Origin of the sequence: Natrinema salsiterrestre, assembly GCF_029502005.1 — an archaeon.
Classification (GTDB): Archaea; Halobacteriota; Halobacteria; order Halobacteriales; family Natrialbaceae; genus Natrinema; species Natrinema salsiterrestre.
In genome coordinates this window covers 408,443-429,581 of the sequence record NZ_JAMQOT010000001.1, presented here as the reverse complement: position 1 = coordinate 429,581, position 21,139 = coordinate 408,443, and the positions used below count along the sequence as shown (strand labels likewise).

Here is a 21,139-nt window from a genome sequence, read left to right as displayed (position 1 = left end):
GGCTCCGTGCGCGAGTTCTCCGAATCCTACCTCAGTCGGACCCGCGAGGGGATGTGGGGCGACTCCCGCGACGCGCTCGAGCCGCTGGCCCTCGACTCTCGCGACCGAATTCTCGACGTGGGCTGTGGGACCGGCGAACTGAGCCGCGTCCTCGCGGCCGAGTCGCCGGGCGAGGTGATCGGCTGCGACGCCGATATCGACCTGCTCGAAGCCGCCGGCGAGCACGTCCCGGTCGTCGCCAGTGATGCGTTTCAGCTCCCCTTCCCCGACGATACCTTCGATCTCGTGATCTGTCAGGCGCTGCTGATCAACCTGCCCGAGCCGGCGGCCGCGCTCGCCGAGTTCGCTCGCGTCTCGAGGGACCTCGTCGCGGCCGTCGAACCGAACAACGCCGCCGTCGAGATAGACTCGAGCGTCGACGCGGAACGGACCCTCGAGCGGCGAGCGCGCCGGGCCTACCTCGACGGCGTGAGTACCGACGTCGCGCTCGGCGCCGACGCCGGGGACGCCTTCGAGACCGCCGGGCTCGAGGTGCTCGAAACTCGCCGGTACGATCACGTCCGGACGATCGAACCGCCGTACGGCGAACTCGCACTGGTCGCGGCCCGCCGCAAAGCGACCGGTGCGGGGCTGACCGACGATCGAGAGACGATGCTCTCGGGCGGGCTGTCCGAGTCGGAGTACGACGATCTCCGGAGTTCGTGGCGGGAGATGGGACGGACCGTCGTCGACCAGATGGAAACGCGGGAGTACCACCGCGAGGAAGCGGTCCCGTTCTTCGTTACCGCTGGCCGAGTCGACTGATCCGCCGTCGAGTCGACGGAGACGCCGGTCGGAGACGCTCCGTCACCACGGACGGAGGGCACGCAATACGCTGCCGACGACTCCGCCGACGAGACCGTCGACGGCGGTCAACAGCGAGAACGCGAGGACGATCAGGAGGACACTCGGTAATCCGAGTCCCGACAGCATCGGACTGATCGGGCCGATGGACGAGAACACCAGCAGCGGCGGTTCGTTGTACAGGCCGAGCAGGGCACCGAGGAAGGCCGTTATCGTCCCTGCGACCGCGCCGACGAGCGCGCTCGCGATCACGGCGTGAACGATGCCGGACGTGACCCGTCTGGCGGCGTACGCGCCGATAAACCCGGCGACGACGCCGCCGCCGATGCGAGTGAGCAGCGGGACCATCAGCGCGTTGAGATTCACGAGCACCCCGGCGACAGTCGCTCCGAGAAGGATCCACGTGTCGAGCGCATCGGTCGACAGCGTCCTCGCGTCGACGTCGATCACCTCGTGATCACTCATGGCTGTGCGCTGTCGACCACCGACACGGACTCCCGGTGTCGATGGCGGGCGTACCCACCGCCTGGAGACCTCGGTCGATCTCCGAGGGGTTCCGGACGAAGTCGGTGGGGGATGATTTTCGGCGTTCGTCGCCTGATTCGGTCCCGCGAACGCACTCGAGAGAGCGGCGTTCGACCACGGTTACACGGGACACATCGCCGTCCGAAGTGCGTCGACCGCGGATATCGACGGTGCGAGCGTGGCGACGGACTCGTATCATGTCTTAGACCGTTCGTTCGGCGTCGGTCGGTTCCGTCTCACTCATCGGACTCCCCTCCGGTGATGGCCTCGACGCCGTTTCGAAGGCGGCCACTGACCGCCCCGGCGACGTCACGCAACTGCTCGAGCAGACGGCTACGGACGGTCTCCACTCTGCCCGGTTCCGACGCGTCGTCTTCGTCGTCGCGTTCGTCGTCCGGCCGCCACGCGAAACAGAGGTTGCCGCCGATGATGCCGAACAGCATGCCGAACAACAGGCCGCCGAGCGACCCGAACAGCGAGAGGATCGACAGAACTACGCCGACGACGCCGGCTTCCCGGGAATGTTCCGGCTTGTACAGCGCGTATACCCCGGAGAGGAAGACGAACACGCCGAAGGTGGTTCCGATCACGAGAAAGCCCGTCATCCCTCCGCCGATAAAGAGGAGATCGGGGAGGATCTGCATCGGTACCCAGGCGATGAGTATCCCGGCCAGACAGAGCAAGACGCCGCCCAGGAACGGACGCTGGGTGCGCCAGACGTTGAATCGGTTCCATCGGGTACCGAAGCCGGTGGTGAGCTGATCCCACTGGCTCTCGAATCGGGTCGGTTGACTTCCGGCGTCGTCCTGGCCGTTTTGTGTGGCCATCGGTAGTCACCCGTCGGGGTTGTAGTCCAGATCGACGCTGAGACCGGGGAGGCTGATCTCGTTCGAGGCGAGATAGACCATCTCGATCTCGACGTCTTCTTGCACCATGCCGGGGCTCTCTCCTTCGATATCGGTGAGATAGCCGTCTTCGGGATCCGCGTTCTCGCCGGCGGTCTGGACGAACTGTCGTTCGGGATTCTCGTGTGGTTGGGCGTTGATCACCTGGCCGTTGAACTTCGCGTTCTCCGCGTGCAGGCCGGTGAGTTTGATATACTGTTGATCGGCCTCGACCGTCTCGTCGGCGGTAAACGAGATCTCCATCGTGCCCTCCATCATCGGTACCGCCTGTTCTCTCGTTAATCGGAGGCCGTCGATCTCGACGCCGCGCTGTTCGGCGACCATCACCGGGGTCGACCCCGCATCGTTCTCCCCTGCGCTCGGGTAAAAGCGGAACTCGTCGGACCTGATCTCGTCGGCCTCGACGGTGAATCCGTTGCCGCTCGCGAGTGGCGCAGCGTACGCGGTCCCCGACGACAGGATAACGGCACCGACTAACGCGACGACGAAAAGTGACACACCAGTCCCACCCGCTAACCGCTTCGTATCGTACATCGTGTTAGTTTCTCTCAGTGCGCCTTTCCGCGGTCTCTGATCGTTTCCCCGGACGCTGCCCAGTATTCGTTTCGAATCGGCACAGACGGTGTCGTATCATGCATGTCACAGGAACACACCCAACACGATCTCAAATCATTTTAGCTCCTCGTATGCGGGGGCATTTATACGACTTCGACCGATGCTCGAGGACTTCGGATTCGCGACCGTGACGTCCGGAGATCACTACGAGCGAATCGTTCCGTCGTCGCGACGCCAGCGGTGGCTCTCGCGTACCGTTCCGTCCCTACTCAGGATCGCGTCCGCGGCCGGGCTGAAGAGCGAGTCGTCGGTCGAGCAGGGCGTCGCGCTCTCCCGTCAGTACGAACTCATCGAACGGGTATCGCCGTCCACGGGGATTTCACTATCGAACGGCTGTCTTCTCGAAACTCACCGTCTGTATCCGGCTCCATTTTAATATATTAGTAGTATATCTATAACATTAATGATAGACAATACGAAAGAGTACGTTCGCACTGTGGAGGTCGTCGGACGATGAGATACGCGAAATGCATCATTATTCCCGATGATGCGGGACTTCATCCCGTCGATCGGCGGATCGCGAACCGCCCGGATGTCAGCCGTGAACTTCTGCACAACGTCAATCTCCTCGCCGACGAATCGATCGTCACGATTTACCAGTTCTCGGGCGACCGGGGCACTCTCGAGTCGATTCTGGAGGAATCCCCGATGGTACACAAGTACCAGCTCTCGGGAGTAGACGACGCCATACACGCCTACATGCACGTCGAGGCCGACGACAGGCTCGTCAGCCTGTTGAGTATGCTCAAGAAGTTCGAGTTCATATTCGATACGCCGATGGAGTTCATGCGGCGCGGGGGATTACGCGTCACGGTGATCGGCGACGTTCAAAGCTTTCAGGAGGCGATTCCCGACGTTCCGGACGGGATCCGACTCAAACTCCTCAAGACGGGGAGTTACGAACCCGCCACGGATCGACTGTTCTCTCAGCTCACCGATCGCCAACAGGAGATCCTGCAGACCGCCGTCGATATGGGCTACTACGACGTGCCGCGGGCGGTGACGCACGACGATATCGGCGACGAACTCGGCTGTACCGGGGGGACGGTCGGCGGCCACCTGCGGAAAATCGAGTCGACGCTACTCTCACAGATCGTTCCGTGAGCACTGATTCTCACCCTACAACGCTCGAATGCCGTGAAAATCGTCTCACGGATCCGAGGGGTACACCGGTCACCCGGTGACCGACGACATGGTGACGATGCGGCCCCACTCCCGCTCTTTCATGCCGGAGTAGACCGCTCGAGTCACGTTGATGGTCCCCGTCAGGTTGACCGCGACGTCGCGGTCCCCGATCCCGTCGTCGAAGTCCTCGATCGTGTCGCGAGCGTCGACCAGTCCGGCGTTGCTGATCGACACGTCGAGGGCGATGATTTCTGCCCCTCCGCAGCGAGTATCTCGCAATCAACGCTCCCGATACGACTGCCGGCCCCGGTGACGAGCGCAGCCTCGTCGTCCGGTCAGACGTCCGTGCGCCGAGCGAGACCGAGGACGACGAAGAGCGTGGCTCGCCGGAGCACAGGCGGTTTCTTTTCGCGAATTCCCCGATTCTCGATCGCAATTCGACTCCCCGACCCGCTGACAGCGGATCCCACATCGGACGCGAATCGCTGATCTCGTTTGTCAACGGCCCAGTATGCCAGCGAGTACGTTTTACCGGGAGCGGGGCGGTATCGAGAACGAATGCCCCGAGACGAACCACTCCGGTCGGAGACCTACGACCGGTTCGGGATTCCCGAGACGCTCGAGCCCTACCCCGACCAGCCGGTCCACCGATTCCTCGAGGACGCCGCGAGCGAGTACCCGGAGCAGGGACTCGTTCAGTTCGGGGAGCGCTACAGCTATCCGGAGGTACTGGCGGACGTCGACCGACTGGCGACGGCGCTGCGCGAGCGCGGCGTCGAGAAGGGGAGTCGCGTCGCGACGATCCTGCCGACGTCCGTCCAGTTCGTCGTCGCCTCGAACGCGATCTCGCGGGCCGGCGGCGTTCACGTCCCGAACGATTTCCTCGACGCCGAGGGAGACCTCCGCGACCGGCTCGAGCGGAGCGACCCCGAGGTGCTGATCGGCCGCGACGAGCACCGCGAACTCGTCCGATCGCTCACGGCTGACCTCGATATCGGCGATGTCATCCTCACGTCGCTGGACGATTACTCGGCGAATCCACCGGGCGATCACGAGACCGTCGACGGAGCCGAGCGGCTACCGACGGTCCTCGAGGAGACCGAGCGAGCACCCCCGGACGTCGATTTCGACGCCGAGAACGACGTTCACACGGTGCTTTTCACCGGCGGCACGACCGGCCGACCGAAGGGGTGTCTGCTGACGCACCGAAACCTCGTGGCGAACGCTCTGCAGGGGGTCGCCGTCCAGTCGCAGCTCGCGGAGCTCCTACGCGGGAGCGAGGCGGCGGTGATGGCGCTGCCGATGTATCACGCCTACGGCTACTCGATCACGAACTGTCTGCTCGAGCTCGCCCTCGACGTGTTGCTCGTTCCGGATGCACGGAACACGGCTCGAATGAGCGACCTGATCGAGACCCACGAGCCGCTGGTCGTGTTCGGCGTTCCGACCCAGTTCGTGGACCTCGCCGACGAGGAGCTGCCGGCGGGCGTGTTCGGCATCGCCGGCTCCGCACCTCTGGCGAACGAAACGAAATCAGCGTTCGAGCGCGAGGCCGCCGGCATCTCTCAGGGGTACGGCCTCTCCGAGATGTCCCCGCTCACTCACTTCGACGTTCACGGCGTTTACGACCTCCTGACGGGCTCGTCGGCTGAGACCGGTTTCGACCATCCGACTATCGGCGTCCCCGTTCCGGATACGGACGTGGCGCTCCGCGACGTGGATACTGGTGCGGAGATACCCCTCGAGCGGGCTGCAGCGGAGGAACTCGAGGGCGAGCTGCTGGTAACCGGTCCGCAGCGGATGAAGGGGTATCTCGACGCCGATTCGGAGCCGTTCGACGAAGAAGGCTACGTCGCCACCGGCGACGTCGCGAAAGTCGATTCGTCAGGACGGTTCTACGTCGTCGACCGCGTCAAGCACATGATCAACGTCTCCGGATTGAAGGTGTACTCCGAGACGGTCGACGAGGTCCTGTACGGGCTCGAGGGCGTCAGACGACCCGCGACGATCGGCGTCCCCGATCCGGAGCGACCCGGGAGCGAACGGGTCCACGTCGTCATCGAGCCGGAACCCGACGCCGACCTCACTGCGGCCGACGTCGTCGATCACCTCGAGGGCGAAGTCCCGGATTACGCGATGCCAGCCGAGGTGACCTTCCTCGAGTCGATTCCGGTGACCGACATGGCAAAGACCGACAAGGAGACGCTTCGCGAGCGCGTGACGAGCGACGCGGAACCCGACTGAATCGACCGTCCGCACCGAGTCCTTCTCGGTCGCCGTCATCGCTCGAGGTGATACCGGATCGCCGGCTCTCGCGGGACGGATTATAAACCTCCGCGCATCCGACGGATCAGACTGTTCGAGGAGTTTCTCGTCGTGACTCTCAACGGGACTCACCACCGTGAGCCCGACCCGAGAACCATGACCGACGACGAACTCGTGCGGCGGCTCGACGCATCGCTCGAGAAACCCGACGCGGAACTCGAGGACGACCTGCCGGACCTGCTCGACGAACTGGCGGGTCGAACCGAGGACCTCGTCCGGGCGCATCCGGAGACGTTCGGTCGGGTGATCGACCGGATGGCGACGATGGATATCGCGTCCGTCGTCGCCGCGAATCCCGACACAGCCGACCGGTTTCAGGAGTTGCTCTGGGCCGGCGTGCACGTCCTCGTCGAGACCTCGCCCGAGGTCCGGGAGGAAATCGACGACGACATCACCGTCAGCTTCGAGGCCGACGACTGCCCGATGGCGGGCCACCTCGAGGTCGACGCGGACGAGCGGACGATCCGCGGCGGTGCGGGTCGGCTGGACGACGCGATGCTCGAGATCACCGGTCCGGCGGAGACGCTCGTCGGCCTGATCGTCGGGAGCGTCGATCCGATTCAGGGGTTCATCCGGCAGCGCTACGAGATGGACGGGCCGGTGCACAAGGGGACCCGCCTCGCACCGATCATGACCTCGCTGTCGGAGCAGGTGTCCGCGGAGGCATAGGATGCGCCTGACGGACGATCAACGGGCGTTTCGCGACGATCTCCGGGCGTACCTCGCGGACGAGATCGACCCGATCGTCGACGAGCGGGACCGGAACGGGCCGATGGCGCGCGACGAGCTGGTGGGCTATCTCGACGAGCTGGCCGATCTCGGGATCGGCTTCACGCCCGACACCGTCGATCGGTACTTCGGCGACGTCTGGCGGTTCGCGATCGCCTCGGAGGAGATCAGCCGCGTGTGGCCGAGCCTGAACGTCGCCCTCCAGATGTCCTTTCCGTCGCTGTTCGTCCGCTTTGCGTCCGAGGAGACGCGTCGGGCGCTGCTGCCGAAACTCGAGGACAACCGCTGTATCGGCTGTCTCGCGGTGACCGAACCGGACGGCGGCTCCGATACGGCACATCCGAATACCGTCGCGAGACGGGACGGCGACGAGTTCGTCCTCGACGGCGAGAAGGTCTGGGTGGGGAACGCGGGGATCGCCGACGTCGCCCTCGTCGTCGCACGCGACGAATCCGCGGACGCCCGAGACCTGTTCCTGGTCGACCGCGAGAACGCCGCGTACGAGACGGAGCCGATGAGCACGCTCGGCTGGAAGGGCGTGCCCAACGGCCGGCTCGTGCTCGACGACGTCCGGATCCCGGTCGGGAACCGGTTCTCGACAATCTTCAGCGAGGCCATCGCCGAGGGGTACGACGTCCACGAGATCGTCCCCTTCCCCGAGGGCGTCAGCCAGCTGTTCCTCGAGCACACGCCGCTCAACGTCACGTTCTCGTTCATGCGGACGGGGATGGCGTTCATGGCCGTCGGAATCATGCGGGCGGCGTTCGAGGACGCACTGGAGTACGCGAGGGACCGCGAGACCTTCGGGGAGCCGATCGGCAAGCACCAGCTCGTCCAGGAGAAACTCTACGACGTCCGGGCGGCCATCGAGGCCTCCCGCGGTCTCGCTCGCAGTGCCGCCGAGGCCCTGGTCGACGGTGACCCCGACGCCCGACTGCTCTCCTCGCTCGCGAAGGGATACGCCTGCGAGCGCTCGATCGAGGCGACCGGCGACGCGCTGCAGGTCCTCGGCGCCGCGGGACTCGATCTCGAGAACCGCATGGAGCGCTACTATCGCGACGCTCGCGTGATGACGATTCCGGACGGCACCACCGAGATCCAGAAGCTCATCGTCGGCAAGGAACTGACCGGGCTGAGCGCCTACTGAGCGGTCGATTCGATCGCGATCATAGTCGAGCCGTGGTGGACGCCGTCTCCCGGCCTCGGGATCGGACGGACATCAGTCTGTCTCATAAATGGCCGTGGATACGCGGAACAATATTGAGGCATGCCACCACAGAACACGTCGGCATCAGATGGCAGATCCCGACGCCAGCACCGACACCGATGTCGGTTCCGACGGGGATTCCGACGAGCCACCGTATCGGGTCGCGCTGGCGCCGCTCTTCGAGACGATCGGCTCTATCGACGGCCGAGGGTTCGAAGCCGCCATCGCGGGCGGACTCGCCGGGGGATTTCAGGCGGCGCTACTGATCCAGTTGTACGACACCGACGCGATCAGGCGAGTCGGCGCGGCCGTCGGCACATCCACTCTGGACGGCGGCTGGCTCGCGATGTTCGCCCTCGGCACGCTGGTCGCACTGCCGTTTCACGTCCTCGCCTCGCTATCGACAGACGCGTTCGTCTCGAGAGTGATGGACCTCTCGAGTCGTCACGAACTCCTCCGGCGACTCCTCGTGCCGTTGCTTCGACGGTCCGCGTTTACGACGGCGATGGTCGGACTCGGCAACGCGTACGGGGTCGCGGTGGGTGTGGTCGTTTCCCTCTTCGTGCTGCCGATCTGGTTGACAGTCACGGCGAGCACCCCAGCGGCCGTCCCCGACCACCCGGCCGCGGTACTCGTCGAAATTATCGCGTGGACGGTTTACGGTGGCACGCTCGGGCTGGTGTACGGACTCGTTCTCGACCAGTGAGGCCGTCCGAGACCGCCGTTGCTGTCCGTGATCGACGACGGTCCCGGACCCACGGGAACGGGATCTCGAGCGATATCGCCGCCGGCTCACTACGGACGACCGGTGGCTGATAGCCCGGTTTCCGGCGGCGATCAGAAGAGAAACCGCGAGTCGACGTTCCCGGAGATCTCGCCGAGACGGGCCGCCGCGTCGGAGTACTGGAGGATCTTCTGCATGTGGCCGTCGATCTCGAAGTCGCCGGCCATCAGCATGTCGATGACGTCACCCTCGCCGCGGACGAGCGTCTTCCACCGCTCGTAGTCCCCGACGAGCCGAAACCCGTACTCCAGATCGTCGATCTCCGTGACCGTTTCCACGCCCCGACACTCACCGTCGTAGAGGTCCAGATACGCGTAGACGGTGTCCCCGTCGGCGACGTTCTCCTCGAGTTGCGCGATCAGGGCCGCGAGGAGGTCGGGCAGTTCCGCCCGCAGCTCGGGCCACAGTCGATCCGGGAGAGCCGCCATCGTCGTCGTCAGGATCTCTTCGGTGACCCGCTCTTCCAGCGGCCCGCTGCGGGAGTCGACGCTCTCGCGGACGTCCGTCGGTGCGTCCGCGAGGAGGGATTCGATCTCCGCCTCGGAGCGCTCGGCGAGCATCTCTTCGACCGCTGCGACGATCTCCGGCGGCAGATCGCCGACGGTATTGGTCTCGAGCGGAACGTTCTCGATCTGGAAGACGAACGAGCCGTCGAACTCCACCCCCCATCCGGCGGATTCGTCCGCGTAGTCGTCGTCCGCGTTGATCGCGTCCCGGTACGCCTCGAGCCACGGCTGTGTCGGAAAGTACTGTTCGATCGGCCGGAGTCGTTGCGTGCTCATGTGTGATGGTCGGGCGTCGGCACCCGATATACGACTGTGATCATTGTGAACGACTGTTGTGATTTTGCCGGTTATACGGGGGTGTTCATGGCGGGTCGGTTTCAACGATCACACGAAACGGAGGGCGTCCGAATCCCGGCCGGCCAAACCGTTCCGTGACCGTGATCGATCGACTTCAAGGGCCGGTCATCCGAGAAGGTACGCTCATTGTCAACACGCCCGAATCAGTGGTATCTCACGAGGTATCATGACGAACGGATTTCAGGCGGAACGGATCGACACGACGAGCAAGTGGTACGACCTCTTCCAGAAGGGGGTCGAGCTCGGTACCTGGAACGTCGAGAAGCTGTTCGAGGAGGTCGGCTTCGAGGAGGATCGCGAGATCTGGGCGTCGCTCGAGCCCGGCGAACGGACGCAGCTCCGTTATCTGCTCTCGGGCTTTCTCGACGGGGAGTTCGCGGTCGGCGAGGACGCGAGTCATCATCTCCAGCGCATCATGGGGGCACCGTGTTTCGACGACAACGAGGAGATGGAGATGTACATGACGATGTTTACGCTGACCGAGCACAAGCACACGCAGTTCCTCGACGTGTACATGCACGAGGTGATGGGCGAACGGGACACGTTCGCCGAACAGAACCCGAAACGCGGCGGTGCCCGGATCCCGATCGTGCAGGCGACCGGACTGGGCGAGGTGTACGATCGGCAGGGCCAGCTGACCGCCAGGGCGGCCCACTCGCAGGATCCCGTCGACATCGCGAAGGCGCTGACGGTGTACCACATGATCGTGGAGGGGCTCCTCGCCCGGGGCGGCTTTTATTCGATCAACAAACTGTCGCGGAACGCGCCGCTGCCCCTGTTGAATCACGGTTTCAAATTCATCAGCACCGACGAGGGACGCCACATCACGCACGGCGTCGAGGCCCTGAGCGAACTGATCGAGAAGGAACGAGCCGGCGAACCGGATTTTCAGGGCGTCAGTCAGGCGATCGTGGACGTCCTCTACGAGAACGTGGGATCGGTCGCGGACTTCGGATACATGTTCACCGACGCCGTCGACGACCCCCTCGAGATCGAGTTCGACGACCTCCTGATGCGCGTCGGCCGTCTCATCGACGGGCAGTTCAACGAGACGCTCGACCTCGACGTCGACCACCACAGGATCATCGGCATCGTCGCCGACCGCCATCGGGAGTGTCTCGAGACGGACATCGACGCGGAGCTCCGGGAGTACCGGGAGCGCTACGAGCGCCAACGCGGCGTCGCCGCCGACGGAGGTGGGGACCGTGACTGACGATCCCGATCTGAACGAACTGTCCCGGGGCGCGGCGTTTACCGCCTCGGAGGACGAGGTGATCGAGGCGATCGCAGACGCGGCCGACGAACTCGATCAGCCTTTCGAGGAGGTCCGGGAGAACGTCGCCTACATCATGGACTCGACGTTCGACGACGACGGCGTCAGTACGTCGTTCAACGAGAGCGTCAGCGGTGCCAGCCTCGAGCACGACGAAGTCGGTACGGGCGATCCGCGTCTGGAGGCGCTTGAGCTGTACAAGCTCCGCCAGCGACTCTAGATGTACGAGGTCACGTTTCACTTCGAGGACGGGACGGAAACAGTCGACGTCGCTCCCGACGAGTACGTCCTCGAGGCCGCCGAGCGCGCCGGTCTCGACCTCCCCCACTCCTGTCGAAACGGGATGTGTACGTCGTGTGCCGGGGAGTTGCTCGACGGTGAACTCGACGGCAGCGAGGGGACGGCGCTCTCCGCCGACCAGGCGGCCGACGGTTACGTCCTGCTGTGTTGTTCGTACCCGCGAGCGGACAGCGAGATCCGGGTCGGCGAACGGATCCAGAACGAACTGCTCGGGCTCGATGCCTTCTAGGCGGGCTGCGTCTCGGTTTCGACTCGCGGTACTCGAGGAACCGGTCCGTCCTTCGAGTCGAACCGTCGATCGTGGGTCTGTTCAGTCGTCGGTATCCGCGTCCGACGGCTCCGGCTCGAGGTGGTAGGCGAACGCGAGGAGTGCCGCCGTTTCCCGATCGAGGCTGACCACCTCGCCGAAGCCGTCGATCAGGCCGACGATCGGTTCGTCGTCGCTGTAGGCGACGGCGCGCCGAATTCCGCAGTGGCGGTCGGCGACGCCGTTCCCGCTCTCCATCGCCTCGACGAGGGCGCGGACGGTTGCCTCGAGGTACTCGAGGCGGCGCTCGCGGGACAGGTGTGAGAGGTCGAAGGTCGACAGGCCGTCCATGTACTCGCTGGCTTCGGGTTCGTATCCGAGCGTCGCAGCTTCCTCGTAGTCGGACGAGGTCGCGTTCAGCTTCCGCTGCAGGTATCGATCCGCCCAGTGGGTTGTGGTCGTCATATGTCGTGCGAGCGTCTCGTGTGGGCCGTTGCCGCCGTTCGATTCACGAGCCGTCAGTGGGGTGGATGGTATGAATGTGTCTACCACACAAGGAGGAATAAGCGTATCCCGTCGATTCACCGGACAATTCGATATCTCGAACGGAACGGTTCGGGAAACCCGAGCCCCGAACGTCGTTCGGAGCGCTCTGCTGAATCGCAACGTCGACCCACGTATTGGGTCCGCGAACGCGGACGAGGACGCAGTCGCATTTTGGTGCCTGAAAACTCCCTCGAACCAAAAAGTGTGGTATATGCTAACACATGTCAATATCTAAGTACGATGGCGGAGAACTATATCTAGCATGCAAGTCCTCGAAAAACTCCAGTTCGAGACGCGAGAACAGGAAGCGATCTACGAGTACGTCGAGCGCAACGGGACCGCCACCCCCGAGGAACTTCAGACGGAGTTCGCGCTCGAACCGAGCAGGCTCCGTGAAACGATCGATTCCCTCATAGAGGAGGAGTTCCTCGACGAAGGAGACGGGCACCTCCGGATCGCGATCGATACTGGCATCGAAACGAACTACACGACCGACGATCTCACGTTCGCCATTCGACCGGCCGAACAGGGCGACCTCAGGGGACTCGTCGGCGTCATGCGCAACGTCGCCGAGCAGAACGACTATCTCGTCGCGGAGACCGTCGTCGACCTGCTGGACCACGAGGAGGTGGTCTTCCGGCACAACGACATCGAATCCCGAATCTTCTTCGTCGCGACCGTCGACGACGACGTCGTCGGCTGGGTCCAGCTCCGGGCTCCGAACTACGAGAAACTCGCGCACACCGCCGAACTCACGATCGGCGTGCTCGAGGCGTACCGCGGCCACGGGATCGGCAGTCACCTCATGGAACGCGGTCTCGAGTGGGCATCGTCCAACGGCTACGAGAAAGTGTATCAGAGCCTTCCCGCGACGAATCAGGACGCCGTTCGGTTCCTCGAAGAGCATCGCTGGGAGACCGAAGCGATCCGGCAAGCCCACTACAAGATCGACGGCGAGTACGTCGCCGAGCAGATGATGGGCGTCATGCTCGGGTGAGTGAGAGCGGACGACGGTCCCGCCCGCTTATTTTCCATCTCGGTCTCCCTCGTCTTCGAGGGGGACCACTACATCGATATGGTATCCCGGTGAAACGACCGTATGGCCGCGATCGAACTCGAGGGATTGACGAAAGACTACGGCGAGGTGCTCGCCAACGACGACGTCACGTTCGACGTCGAGCGCGGGGAGATCTTCGGGTACCTCGGGCCCAACGGGGCGGGGAAGACGACGACGATCCGCACGCTGCTCGGATTGCTCTCGCCGACTGCCGGAACGGCGCGCCTGCTGGGCCACGACGTCACCGACGAGGAGCAACTTCTCACGGTCAAGCGCCGGCTCGGCTACCTCCCCGACAGCCCGGCGTTCGACGAGACGGCGACCGGACGAGCGGTCCTCGAGTTGCACGCGTCGATCAAAGGCGACGAGCGCAGCGCGGAGTTGCTCGAGCTGTTCGACCCGCCGCTGGATCGCGAGATCCGCGAGTATTCGCGCGGAAACGTCCAGAAGCTGGGGCTCGTGACGACCTTTATGCACGATCCCGACCTGGTGATCCTGGACGAGCCGACCAGCGGCCTCGACCCGCTGTTGCAACAGCGGTTCAACGAGTTCGTCCGGGCCGAACGGGAGCGGGGCCTGACGGTATTTTTCTCCTCGCACATCCTGAGCGAGGTGCGTCGACTCTGCGACCGGGTCGGTATCATCCGGAACGGACGACTGGTCGCGGTCGAACCCGTCGAGTCGCTGCTGGACAGGAGCGGCAAGCTCGTTCGCCTGCGCACCGCGGAGCCGATCCCGCCGGCGGCCCTCGAGATCGACGGGGTTCACGACCTCGAGACGGCCGCCGGTCCGAACTCGGAGACGGACGACGTCCCTCGGGGGAGCGAACGGGCGTTTACGTTCACCGGCGACGTCAACGTCTTGCTCGACCGGCTCCGGGAGTCCCGGGTATTGGATCTCTCGATCGAGGAAGCGCCGCTCGAGGACGTATTCATGCGGTTTTACGGTGACGATGGGGGCGACGTTGGCTCGGACGGGGACGACCGCGTGGCCGCTGGTACTGATGCGAGTGGTGAGAGTGGTTCGAGCGGTAAGGGCGGTGAGAACGATGTTTGAGCTGACGCGGTACGACGGCCGCCGCCGGATTCGCGGCAGCATCTACCTCTCGATCGGCCTGTCTCTGCTCGCCGCGATGGTCATCTGGGTCTATCCCTCGTTCGAGGCGGAGGTCGATCTCGATCAGTTGCTCGCGGCCTATCCGGAACCGATCCTGCAGGTGATGGGCGTGCGGACGATGGCGAGTCTCGGCGGATTCCTCTCGTTCGAACTCTACACGTTCGGGTGGATCATCCTGCTCGGCCTCTATCTGGCCTACGCCACGGCGGGGACGATCGCCGACGACGTCGACCGCGGGCGGATGGACGTGGTGCTCGCGATGCCGATCTCCCGATCGCGAGTGGTCGGCGAGCGATTCGCCGCGATGGCGGTCCCGATCGTCGGAGCGAACCTCCTGCCGCCGATCGTCGTCTACGTCGGCGCTCGCCTGATCGGCCACCCCATTGGGGCCGCGGACGTGCTCGCGGTCCACCTGCTTTCGATCCCGTATCTCTTCGCCTGCGCCGGGATCGGCCTGTTCGCGTCCGTTATCTTCGATCGAGCGGCGATCGCCCAGCGCGTCGCGCTGGGCGTCACGTTTGCACTGTTCCTCTCCGAATCGTTACTGACCGGGACCGACGCCGAGGCGATCGGCGCGATCGCGCCGATGCGCTACTACGATCCCAACGCGGTCCTCATCGACGGGAGCTACGACCTCGTCGGCGCGGGAATCCTCCTGGCCATGACCGTCAGCTTCCTCGTCGCGGCTCAGTTGTGGTTCCAACGGATCGATATCTCCTGATCCGTCGACCCTGACCCAGGAAGTGTCGCCCGCGGCTCCGACAGCGAACGGCCGTCTGACACTCTTCGCTACGCGTCGCCCGCGCCGTCGTTCGAATCCGTGTGAGACCGCGGCTGATTTAGGATCTCGGGCCGATACTCGGATAATGCGCTCGAAGGAGTGGATACAACGCCACCAGGTCGCCATGTATGCGGTCGCGGTCGCCCTCGCCGTCGGCATCGGTGCGGGGAAACCGGCCACTGCGCCGCTCTTCGAGCGACTCATCACTCCCGTCCTGGCGGTACTGCTGTACGTGACTTTCCTCGAGATTCCGTTCGTCCGATTTCGCGAGGCCTTCACGAACGGTCGGTTCATGGCCGGCGCACTCGGGATGAACTTCCTCGTCGTCCCGGTCGTCGTCTACGGACTCACCCGGTTCCTCCCGCGGGAGCCGGTGCTCCTCGTCGGCGCGTTCATGGTGTTGCTGACGCCGTGTATCGACTACGTGATCCCGTTTACCGACCTCGCTGACGGGGACGCCGAGCAGATCACTGCCGCGACGCCAGCGCTCTTGATCCTGCAGTTGCTCCTCCTGCCGGTCTACCTCTGGCTGTTCATGGGGAGTCAGATCGCGTCCGTCGTCGACCCCGAGCCGTTCCTCGAGGCGTTCCTCACCCTCATCGTCCTGCCGCTGACGCTCGCGTGGCTCACCGAACTGGGTGCGACGCGGTCGGGGACCGCCCGCCGATGGCAGTCGGCGATGGGGTGGCTGCCGGTCCCGATGATGGCCGCGACCCTGCTGGTCGTGATCGCCTCGCAGTTCCCGCGCGTTCAGGACTCGATCGGACAGATCGCGTCCGTCGTCCCGGTATACGTCGCGTTCCTCGTCGTCATGCCGCTGCTCGGGCGGGTCGGGGCCCGGATCCTCCGGATGGACGTCGGTGAAAGCCGCGCGCTCGTCTTTACGTCCGTCACGCGGAACTCGCTGGTCGTGCTTCCGCTCGCGCTCGCACTGCCGGCGGGCTACGAACTCGCACCGGCAGTGGTCGTCACGCAGACGCTCGTGGAACTGACCGGCATGGTCGTCCTCACGCGAGTCGTCCCGGCGTGGCTCGTTACAAGGCCCTCGGAGCCGATCTCGATTCCCGGCACCGCATCCGAGGAGTGAACTCGGCGGCCGACCGGCCCGAGGTCTGACCCGCCGGATCTACAGCGACCGATCGTCCGAATACACCGTGTTCTCGATGAGCGTTCTGACGCCGCGACGGAACCGCTCCGACGCCGCGTTCTGGGAGATGTCGAGTCGCTCGCCGAGTTCGGCCAGTGAACAGGACTGGGGAATGTCGAGATAGCCCGCGTCGACCGCGGCGACGAGGGCCTCGCGCTGCCGGTTCGTCACCCCGAACTGCGAGCGGGTGTCACCGCTGTCGGCGGTCTCGCGTGTATCGCGTAGCTTCCGGACGTCGACCTCGAGGTCGCGTTCGAGAAAGAACGCGTGGAACCGCTCGAGCGCCTCGTTGCTGGGGAACGCGACGCGAAAGAACCACCCCTCGTCTGTCGCGGTCACCTCCTGTAAGACGCCACCCTCCTTGATTACGGTCGGGTAGACGCTCGTCGCCTTGCCCGCGGACGTCAACTCGAGTTGGTAGAGCCAGCGGTCGCCGAACGCGATTTCCTGCAGCGACTCGGCGACGGTCGGGTCTACATCGAGACCCGCTTCGAAGGCCGCTATCTCGTCGTCACTGCCGTCGACCCAGACGAGCATTCGGTGGTCGCCGTCGCCAGTGAGGTCCGACTGTTCCCACGTGAGAGTCACGCCGGGAGCGTTCGACAAGGTCTCGCGGAGAATCGGATAATCGACCAAGAGCGTAGCGAGCAGCATCGGGAGATATCGCTCGTAGGAGGTCGGAAGGTTTCCCCGTTTCGGCCGGACCCTCACGAAGGATGCTTAAAAACAGCGTGAATACTGCCGCGCCGCACCTATCCGATGCGGTCCTCCATTGGTGAACGATGAACTACCAGGACGGGACGGCGGCAGAAGAACCGACTCCGATCGGGCGAGCGTTCGCCGCGTTGAGCGACCCGTACCGCCGATCTGTCTGTCGGTACGCGATGCGAACGGACGCGGTGCAGCTCGACCACGTGGAGATCGCCGACTACATCGTGGATCGAACGCGGGAGGGGACGTCGGACGATCCCGACCGGCGGACCGTCGCGACGGAACTGCGCCACGTCCACCTGCCGAAACTCGAGGACGCCGGATTGGTCGAGTACGACCGAGAACGCGGCGTCGTTCGCGCCGACCGCGAGACGATCGCGGCTCAGCTGGATCGGCTTCGGGAAACGGTCGCGGATCTACGCGATAGCCGGGTCGACGGTTGAACCCCCAGTCGGGTTAGACTATATCGCCGCGAACCGTCGCACCGTCTTGCTGTTCTCGCCACGCGTGGAGTTCCCGGGCCGCCGTCTCGGCCTCGTCGTCGTCCAGTCCGAGCATCTCGAGGGCGGCGGACAGCGTCGGCAGCGCCAGTTCGCCCTCGCGGAGCTTCCGGAACGCCTCGTCGCTTCTCGTTCCCTCGGCCCGGAGGCAGACCCCTCGCGGATCGAGCAACTGGGTGTAGTCGTCCCGCAGTTGCGCGCCGCGCAACCGCTGGGTGACGTTGTCCTCGAACGGCGCGTTACAGACCTCGAGGTGGATCGGTTCGTCGTCCGCGAGGAGGTGGGCGGCGAGACACTGCTCGGGCGCGGCGTGGCCGTTCGCGTTGGCCCGAAGGTAGTCGGGATGGTCGCGAGCCCAGTCCGCTCGAACGGATTTCCCGACGCCTTCGATCCCGTGCGACTCGCGGAATTCGGTTTCGGGATCCCGCGGGTCCGACTCGCCAGGTGCGGTACTCGCGGACGCGGGCTCGCTGTCGTCGCGCAGCAGAATGTCCTTCGTCACGTAGACGTCCAGTCGCTCGACGGGGTCGAGCCCGAGCGCGACGTCGCCGAAGGCCCAGACCTCGCGGACGGGCACCGGCATCCGCTCGTTCGCGACTGTGTCGACGATCTCCTCGAGGCGGTCGACCGCGTCACTGCGGTCAAATCCACTCATTGGTCGCCGTTGGACCTCGACGTGCAAATCGCTTTCAGTTGGGCCGCGTGTGTGTTCCGACGGCAGCCCGGCGCGTGAGCGACCGGTCCGGGTCCGTGACCTGCCGTCTCGTAGCCGCGATCGTCTCGATCGTCGCGTCTAGAGATCAGGTTTTTTAGTAGTTCGCGGTGAACCGAATCCCATGCGACACCGGATCTTCAACGACGACGGTGACGAGGAACTCGTCTTCGTCATGGGGTGGGGCAACCGCTGGACCCACGAGAACGTGAGCTGGCTCATCGGGCAGTTGACCGAGGCCGGCTACCGCGTTCACGCGTTCGAACTCCCCACGAACATCGACGATTTCAAAGCCGACTGGCTCGAGCCGGTCGCCGAGTACGTCCGCGACCTCGAGGCGTACCAGCTGCTGGGCCACAGCGCGGGCTCCCTCGTCGCACAGGCACTCGACGGTGCGGACAACCACGTCTACCTGAGTCCGTGGTGGGGCTACGGCGAGGGCTTCCCGGAGCCGGTTCTCGAGGCGGTGTCGAAACTCCCGACCTCGTTCCCGTGTCTCCCGATCGGCGACCTCGATCGGGAGGCGCTGGGCGAGCGGGCGACCGACCACCAGATCGAGACGACGCCGTCGTGGATCTCGCCCGCGTTCGTCCGGGAAACCCGCCGCGCACAGTCGGAGCTGCTGACGATCGACCACGACGCGGTCGTCTTCTGCTCGCTTCGCGATCCCGTCGTCAGCCTGCGGCCGATCGGCGAACGAGTCCCCGCCGAACACGTCGTCCTCTACAACGGCGGCCACGAACTGTTCTCCGCTCCCGGACGCGACCGCTACGTCGACCTCCTGCTCGCCGCGCTCGAGGACGGATCCGACGCCGTCGAAGAGCGAAAACCGATCCCCGCCTGAATCCGTTCGCCGTCGCATCGACGGCGACCCGCTCAGAGCGCGTCGAGCAGTGCGCGTAGTTGGGAACCGCCCTCGAGCAGGGCGCGCGGGAATCCAGGTCGTGCAGTCGCGAGCGCCTCGCCGAGGACGCTCGCAGCGTCGGTGAAAATACCGGTTCCGTGACCGAGGAGAATCCGTTCGGGCGCGATCCCCTCGAAGACGCCCGTCGGAACGACCGGCCGAAGCAACAGGTACACCGCGAGCCGTTCGTCGCCGGCGAGATACGGCGGCGCGGTCCCGAGGAGATCCGGCACGTATAGCGTGCCATCGGACCGTCGGTACGCGATCGCTTCGGACCAGCCCGGGACCGGGCTCACTTCGCGGACGCGAAACCCCGAATCCGCGAGTCCACCCTCGAACCGCTCCAGCGGCGCGTCGATCCGCTCGGGGACCCGCTCGAGCCACGTCGGGACGGAGACGGGAACGTCGAACCGACGAGCGAACCGATCGGCGTCGCGAGCGTGGTATGCCGAACAGACGACCACGCCGGCGACCTCGCCGAGCGCTTCGATCTCGTCGTCGATTCCCGGGGCTTCGAGCGGGTCGAACAGCCAGACGCCACCCTCGTCGCCGCGGAGTGCGTGACTCGCCCGTAGCCCGGCTTCGTCGGGATGGGCGAGCCAACCGAACCCGCCGTCGAACTCGTCGATGTGCCGATAGTCCGCCGACGGCGTTCGCTCGTAGATCACCATACCTCGGCATCTCGCGGCCAGCCGTAATACGTTTCGACTGACACGATTTGTCGTCGCCTCCGAGAGATCGACCTCGAGCGGGGGAACGTGGTCTCGCGGGCGGAACTGCTGTGGAGACGAAACGGACATACGCGTCCGACGGCAATCCATCCGCTAATGGACTGTAACCGGTGCAACGAGGAGGCGGTCATGCACGCCGCCTACTCCGGGGCACACCTCTGTGACGATCACTTCCGCGAGTCGGTCGAAAAGCGGGTGCGCCGCCGAGTCCGACGGGACGATCTCGTCCCGCACGACGCGACGCCCGAGAACCCCCAGACGTGGGTGATCGGGCTCTCCGGCGGCAAGGACAGCGTCGTCCTCACGCAGATCCTCCACGACACGTTCGACGACGACCCCCGCATCGAACTCGTCGGACTGACGATTCACGAGGGGATCGAGGGCTATCGCGACAAATCCGTCGAGGCGTGCGTCGACCTCACCGACGACCTCGGAATCCCCCACGAACTCGTCAGCTACGAGGACGAGTTCGGCGTCCGGATGGACGACGTCGTCGAGGACGACCCCGAGAACATGGCCGCCTGCGCCTACTGCGGCGTGTTCCGGCGCGATCTCCTCTCGAAATACGCCGAGGAACTCGAGGCTGACCTCCTCCTGACGGGCCACAACCTCGACGACGAGGCCCAGACCGCGCTGATGAATATCCTCGAGGGCGACGTCGAGCAGATGGCGAAACACTTCGACGCCAGCCTCGGCCCGATTTCCGAGCGCGAGGAGCAAGACGAGTTCGTCCCGCGGGCGAAACCGCTGCGGGACGTTCCCGAGAAGGAGGTCGCCCTCTACGCTCACATCGACGACCTCCCCGCACACATCACCGAGTGCCCCCACGCGAGCGAAGCCTACCGCGGCGAGATCCAGCAGCTCATCTACGACCTCGAGGAGAACCACCCCGGGACTCGCCACTCGATCCTCTCCGGCTACGAGGAACTCGCGGACATCGCGGCCGAAAAGTACGCCGGCGACGACGGGGCCGACCTTCAGGAGTGCGTCGAGTGCGGGTCGACGACCACTCGAGAGGTCTGCCGGAAGTGCTCGCTGCTCGAGTCGCTGGTCTGATTCGGTGCCGTCGCTCTCTCTCTCAGCACATTCCCTCATTCTGAACCGTTTGTCTGCCGTATACAGCTGTAAACGTCGGTGAGGCGTAGCGCGTCTCGACGCTTCGGGTTCCGATAGTCCGACGCGAACAGAGCGTG

General features: G+C 64.9%; 25 protein-coding genes. 16 read left to right on the top strand and 9 right to left on the bottom strand.

The window, feature by feature from the left end; translation table 11 throughout:
• Positions 1 to 6 precede the first annotated feature (6 nt).
• Positions 7 to 804: a class I SAM-dependent methyltransferase gene (locus NDI89_RS02185; RefSeq protein ID WP_277519878.1), complete on the top strand. Its 798-nt coding sequence runs from the start codon at positions 7 to 9 to the stop codon at positions 802 to 804.
• Between the two features lie 42 nt (positions 805 to 846).
• Here NDI89_RS02185 and NDI89_RS02180 read toward each other — a convergent pair whose 3' ends face one another.
• From NDI89_RS02180 to NDI89_RS02170, 3 genes are all read right to left on the bottom strand, one after another.
• Positions 847 to 1,308, bottom strand: coding sequence for a hypothetical protein (locus NDI89_RS02180; protein ID WP_277519877.1), 462 nt, complete (start codon positions 1,306 to 1,308; stop codon positions 847 to 849).
• Between the two features lie 296 nt (positions 1,309 to 1,604).
• Positions 1,605 to 2,195 carry a DUF6114 domain-containing protein gene (locus tag NDI89_RS02175; protein WP_277519876.1) on the bottom strand — a complete coding sequence of 197 codons (591 nt, stop codon included), beginning with the start codon at positions 2,193 to 2,195 and terminating at the stop codon, positions 1,605 to 1,607.
• 6 nt (positions 2,196 to 2,201) lie between these two features.
• Positions 2,202 to 2,771 (bottom strand): DUF6230 family protein, encoded by a 570-nt coding sequence (locus NDI89_RS02170; RefSeq protein WP_226003999.1) that lies wholly within the window; start codon positions 2,769 to 2,771, stop codon positions 2,202 to 2,204.
• Between the two features lie 570 nt (positions 2,772 to 3,341).
• Here NDI89_RS02170 and NDI89_RS02165 point away from each other — a divergent pair.
• Complete coding sequence (locus NDI89_RS02165) at positions 3,342 to 3,992, top strand: helix-turn-helix domain-containing protein (RefSeq protein ID WP_277519875.1); 651 nt, start codon at positions 3,342 to 3,344, stop codon at positions 3,990 to 3,992.
• A 69-nt stretch (positions 3,993 to 4,061) separates the two neighbouring features.
• Here the strand turns inward: NDI89_RS02165 and NDI89_RS02160 are convergent, their stop codons facing one another.
• Positions 4,062 to 4,292 (bottom strand): SDR family NAD(P)-dependent oxidoreductase, encoded by a 231-nt coding sequence (locus NDI89_RS02160; RefSeq protein ID WP_277519874.1) that lies wholly within the window; start codon positions 4,290 to 4,292, stop codon positions 4,062 to 4,064.
• A 279-nt stretch (positions 4,293 to 4,571) separates the two neighbouring features.
• Between NDI89_RS02160 and NDI89_RS02155 the strand changes: the two genes are divergently transcribed.
• The 4 genes from NDI89_RS02155 to NDI89_RS02140 all read left to right on the top strand — a co-directional run bounded on the left by NDI89_RS02155 (position 4,572) and on the right by NDI89_RS02140 (position 8,980).
• On the top strand, positions 4,572 to 6,257 hold the full coding sequence (locus NDI89_RS02155) for a class I adenylate-forming enzyme family protein (protein ID WP_277519873.1): 1,686 nt from the start codon (positions 4,572 to 4,574) through the stop codon (positions 6,255 to 6,257).
• 177 nt (positions 6,258 to 6,434) lie between these two features.
• Positions 6,435 to 7,007, top strand: a complete 573-nt coding sequence (locus NDI89_RS02150; RefSeq protein WP_277519872.1) for a hypothetical protein — start codon at positions 6,435 to 6,437, stop codon at positions 7,005 to 7,007.
• A gap of 1 nt (position 7,008) precedes the next feature.
• Positions 7,009 to 8,214: an acyl-CoA dehydrogenase family protein gene (locus NDI89_RS02145; protein WP_277519871.1), complete on the top strand. Its 1,206-nt coding sequence runs from the start codon at positions 7,009 to 7,011 to the stop codon at positions 8,212 to 8,214.
• Positions 8,215 to 8,362: 148 nt separating this feature from the next.
• Positions 8,363 to 8,980, top strand: coding sequence for a hypothetical protein (locus NDI89_RS02140; protein ID WP_277519870.1), 618 nt, complete (start codon positions 8,363 to 8,365; stop codon positions 8,978 to 8,980).
• A gap of 131 nt (positions 8,981 to 9,111) precedes the next feature.
• Here the strand turns inward: NDI89_RS02140 and NDI89_RS02135 are convergent, their stop codons facing one another.
• On the bottom strand, positions 9,112 to 9,840 hold the full coding sequence (locus tag NDI89_RS02135) for an SCP2 sterol-binding domain-containing protein (RefSeq protein ID WP_277519869.1): 729 nt from the start codon (positions 9,838 to 9,840) through the stop codon (positions 9,112 to 9,114).
• A 247-nt stretch (positions 9,841 to 10,087) separates the two neighbouring features.
• On the opposite strand from NDI89_RS02135, the gene NDI89_RS02130 reads away from it, so the two are divergent.
• From NDI89_RS02130 to NDI89_RS02120, 3 genes are read left to right on the top strand one after another with little or no spacing between them, the layout of a single operon-like run.
• Positions 10,088 to 11,134: a ribonucleotide-diphosphate reductase subunit beta gene (locus NDI89_RS02130; RefSeq protein ID WP_277519868.1), complete on the top strand. Its 1,047-nt coding sequence runs from the start codon at positions 10,088 to 10,090 to the stop codon at positions 11,132 to 11,134.
• The gene (locus tag NDI89_RS02125) at positions 11,127 to 11,414 is read left to right on the top strand and encodes a hypothetical protein (RefSeq protein WP_277519866.1); all 288 of its coding nucleotides are present in this window, start codon (positions 11,127 to 11,129) and stop codon (positions 11,412 to 11,414) included. The genes NDI89_RS02130 and NDI89_RS02125 overlap by 8 nt, the downstream gene beginning before the upstream one ends.
• Positions 11,415 to 11,723: a 2Fe-2S iron-sulfur cluster-binding protein gene (locus tag NDI89_RS02120; RefSeq protein ID WP_277519864.1), complete on the top strand. Its 309-nt coding sequence runs from the start codon at positions 11,415 to 11,417 to the stop codon at positions 11,721 to 11,723.
• Between the two features lie 81 nt (positions 11,724 to 11,804).
• Here the strand turns inward: NDI89_RS02120 and NDI89_RS02115 are convergent, their stop codons facing one another.
• A complete protein-coding gene (locus NDI89_RS02115) occupies positions 11,805 to 12,206 on the bottom strand; it encodes a hypothetical protein (RefSeq protein WP_277519861.1) in 402 nt (133 codons plus the stop codon).
• Between the two features lie 343 nt (positions 12,207 to 12,549).
• Here NDI89_RS02115 and NDI89_RS02110 point away from each other — a divergent pair, with 343 nt between their 5' ends.
• From NDI89_RS02110 to NDI89_RS02095, 4 genes are all read left to right on the top strand, one after another.
• Positions 12,550 to 13,284 carry a GNAT family N-acetyltransferase gene (locus NDI89_RS02110; protein WP_277519860.1) on the top strand — a complete coding sequence of 245 codons (735 nt, stop codon included), beginning with the start codon at positions 12,550 to 12,552 and terminating at the stop codon, positions 13,282 to 13,284.
• Between the two features lie 102 nt (positions 13,285 to 13,386).
• A complete protein-coding gene (locus tag NDI89_RS02105; protein ID WP_277519858.1) occupies positions 13,387 to 14,400 on the top strand; it encodes an ABC transporter ATP-binding protein in 1,014 nt (337 codons plus the stop codon).
• On the top strand, positions 14,393 to 15,181 hold the full coding sequence (locus tag NDI89_RS02100) for an ABC transporter permease (protein WP_277519856.1): 789 nt from the start codon (positions 14,393 to 14,395) through the stop codon (positions 15,179 to 15,181). The genes NDI89_RS02105 and NDI89_RS02100 overlap by 8 nt, the downstream gene beginning before the upstream one ends.
• A 145-nt stretch (positions 15,182 to 15,326) precedes the next feature.
• A complete protein-coding gene (locus tag NDI89_RS02095) occupies positions 15,327 to 16,328 on the top strand; it encodes an arsenic resistance protein (protein ID WP_277519854.1) in 1,002 nt (333 codons plus the stop codon).
• Between the two features lie 39 nt (positions 16,329 to 16,367).
• On the opposite strand, the gene NDI89_RS02090 is transcribed toward NDI89_RS02095, so the two are convergent.
• A complete protein-coding gene (locus tag NDI89_RS02090) occupies positions 16,368 to 17,042 on the bottom strand; it encodes a helix-turn-helix domain-containing protein (RefSeq protein WP_277519853.1) in 675 nt (224 codons plus the stop codon).
• A 128-nt stretch (positions 17,043 to 17,170) separates the two neighbouring features.
• On the opposite strand from NDI89_RS02090, the gene NDI89_RS02085 reads away from it, so the two are divergent.
• Positions 17,171 to 17,542, top strand: coding sequence for a DUF7344 domain-containing protein (locus NDI89_RS02085; RefSeq protein ID WP_277519851.1), 372 nt, complete (start codon positions 17,171 to 17,173; stop codon positions 17,540 to 17,542).
• Positions 17,543 to 17,555: 13 nt separating this feature from the next.
• On the opposite strand, the gene NDI89_RS02080 is transcribed toward NDI89_RS02085, so the two are convergent.
• Positions 17,556 to 18,254, bottom strand: a complete 699-nt coding sequence (locus NDI89_RS02080; protein ID WP_277519848.1) for a DUF7095 family protein — start codon at positions 18,252 to 18,254, stop codon at positions 17,556 to 17,558.
• Between the two features lie 181 nt (positions 18,255 to 18,435).
• Here NDI89_RS02080 and NDI89_RS02075 point away from each other — a divergent pair, with 181 nt between their 5' ends.
• Positions 18,436 to 19,155 carry an alpha/beta fold hydrolase gene (locus NDI89_RS02075; RefSeq protein WP_277519845.1) on the top strand — a complete coding sequence of 240 codons (720 nt, stop codon included), beginning with the start codon at positions 18,436 to 18,438 and terminating at the stop codon, positions 19,153 to 19,155.
• 32 nt (positions 19,156 to 19,187) lie between these two features.
• Here the strand turns inward: NDI89_RS02075 and NDI89_RS02070 are convergent, their stop codons facing one another.
• Entirely contained in the window at positions 19,188 to 19,886 is a 699-nt protein-coding gene (locus tag NDI89_RS02070; protein WP_277519843.1) for a hypothetical protein, read from the bottom strand.
• 156 nt (positions 19,887 to 20,042) lie between these two features.
• On the opposite strand from NDI89_RS02070, the gene ncsA reads away from it, so the two are divergent.
• Entirely contained in the window at positions 20,043 to 21,002 is a 960-nt protein-coding gene (gene ncsA, locus NDI89_RS02065) for a tRNA 2-thiolation protein NcsA (protein WP_277519841.1), read from the top strand.
• Positions 21,003 to 21,139: the final 137 nt, after the last annotated feature.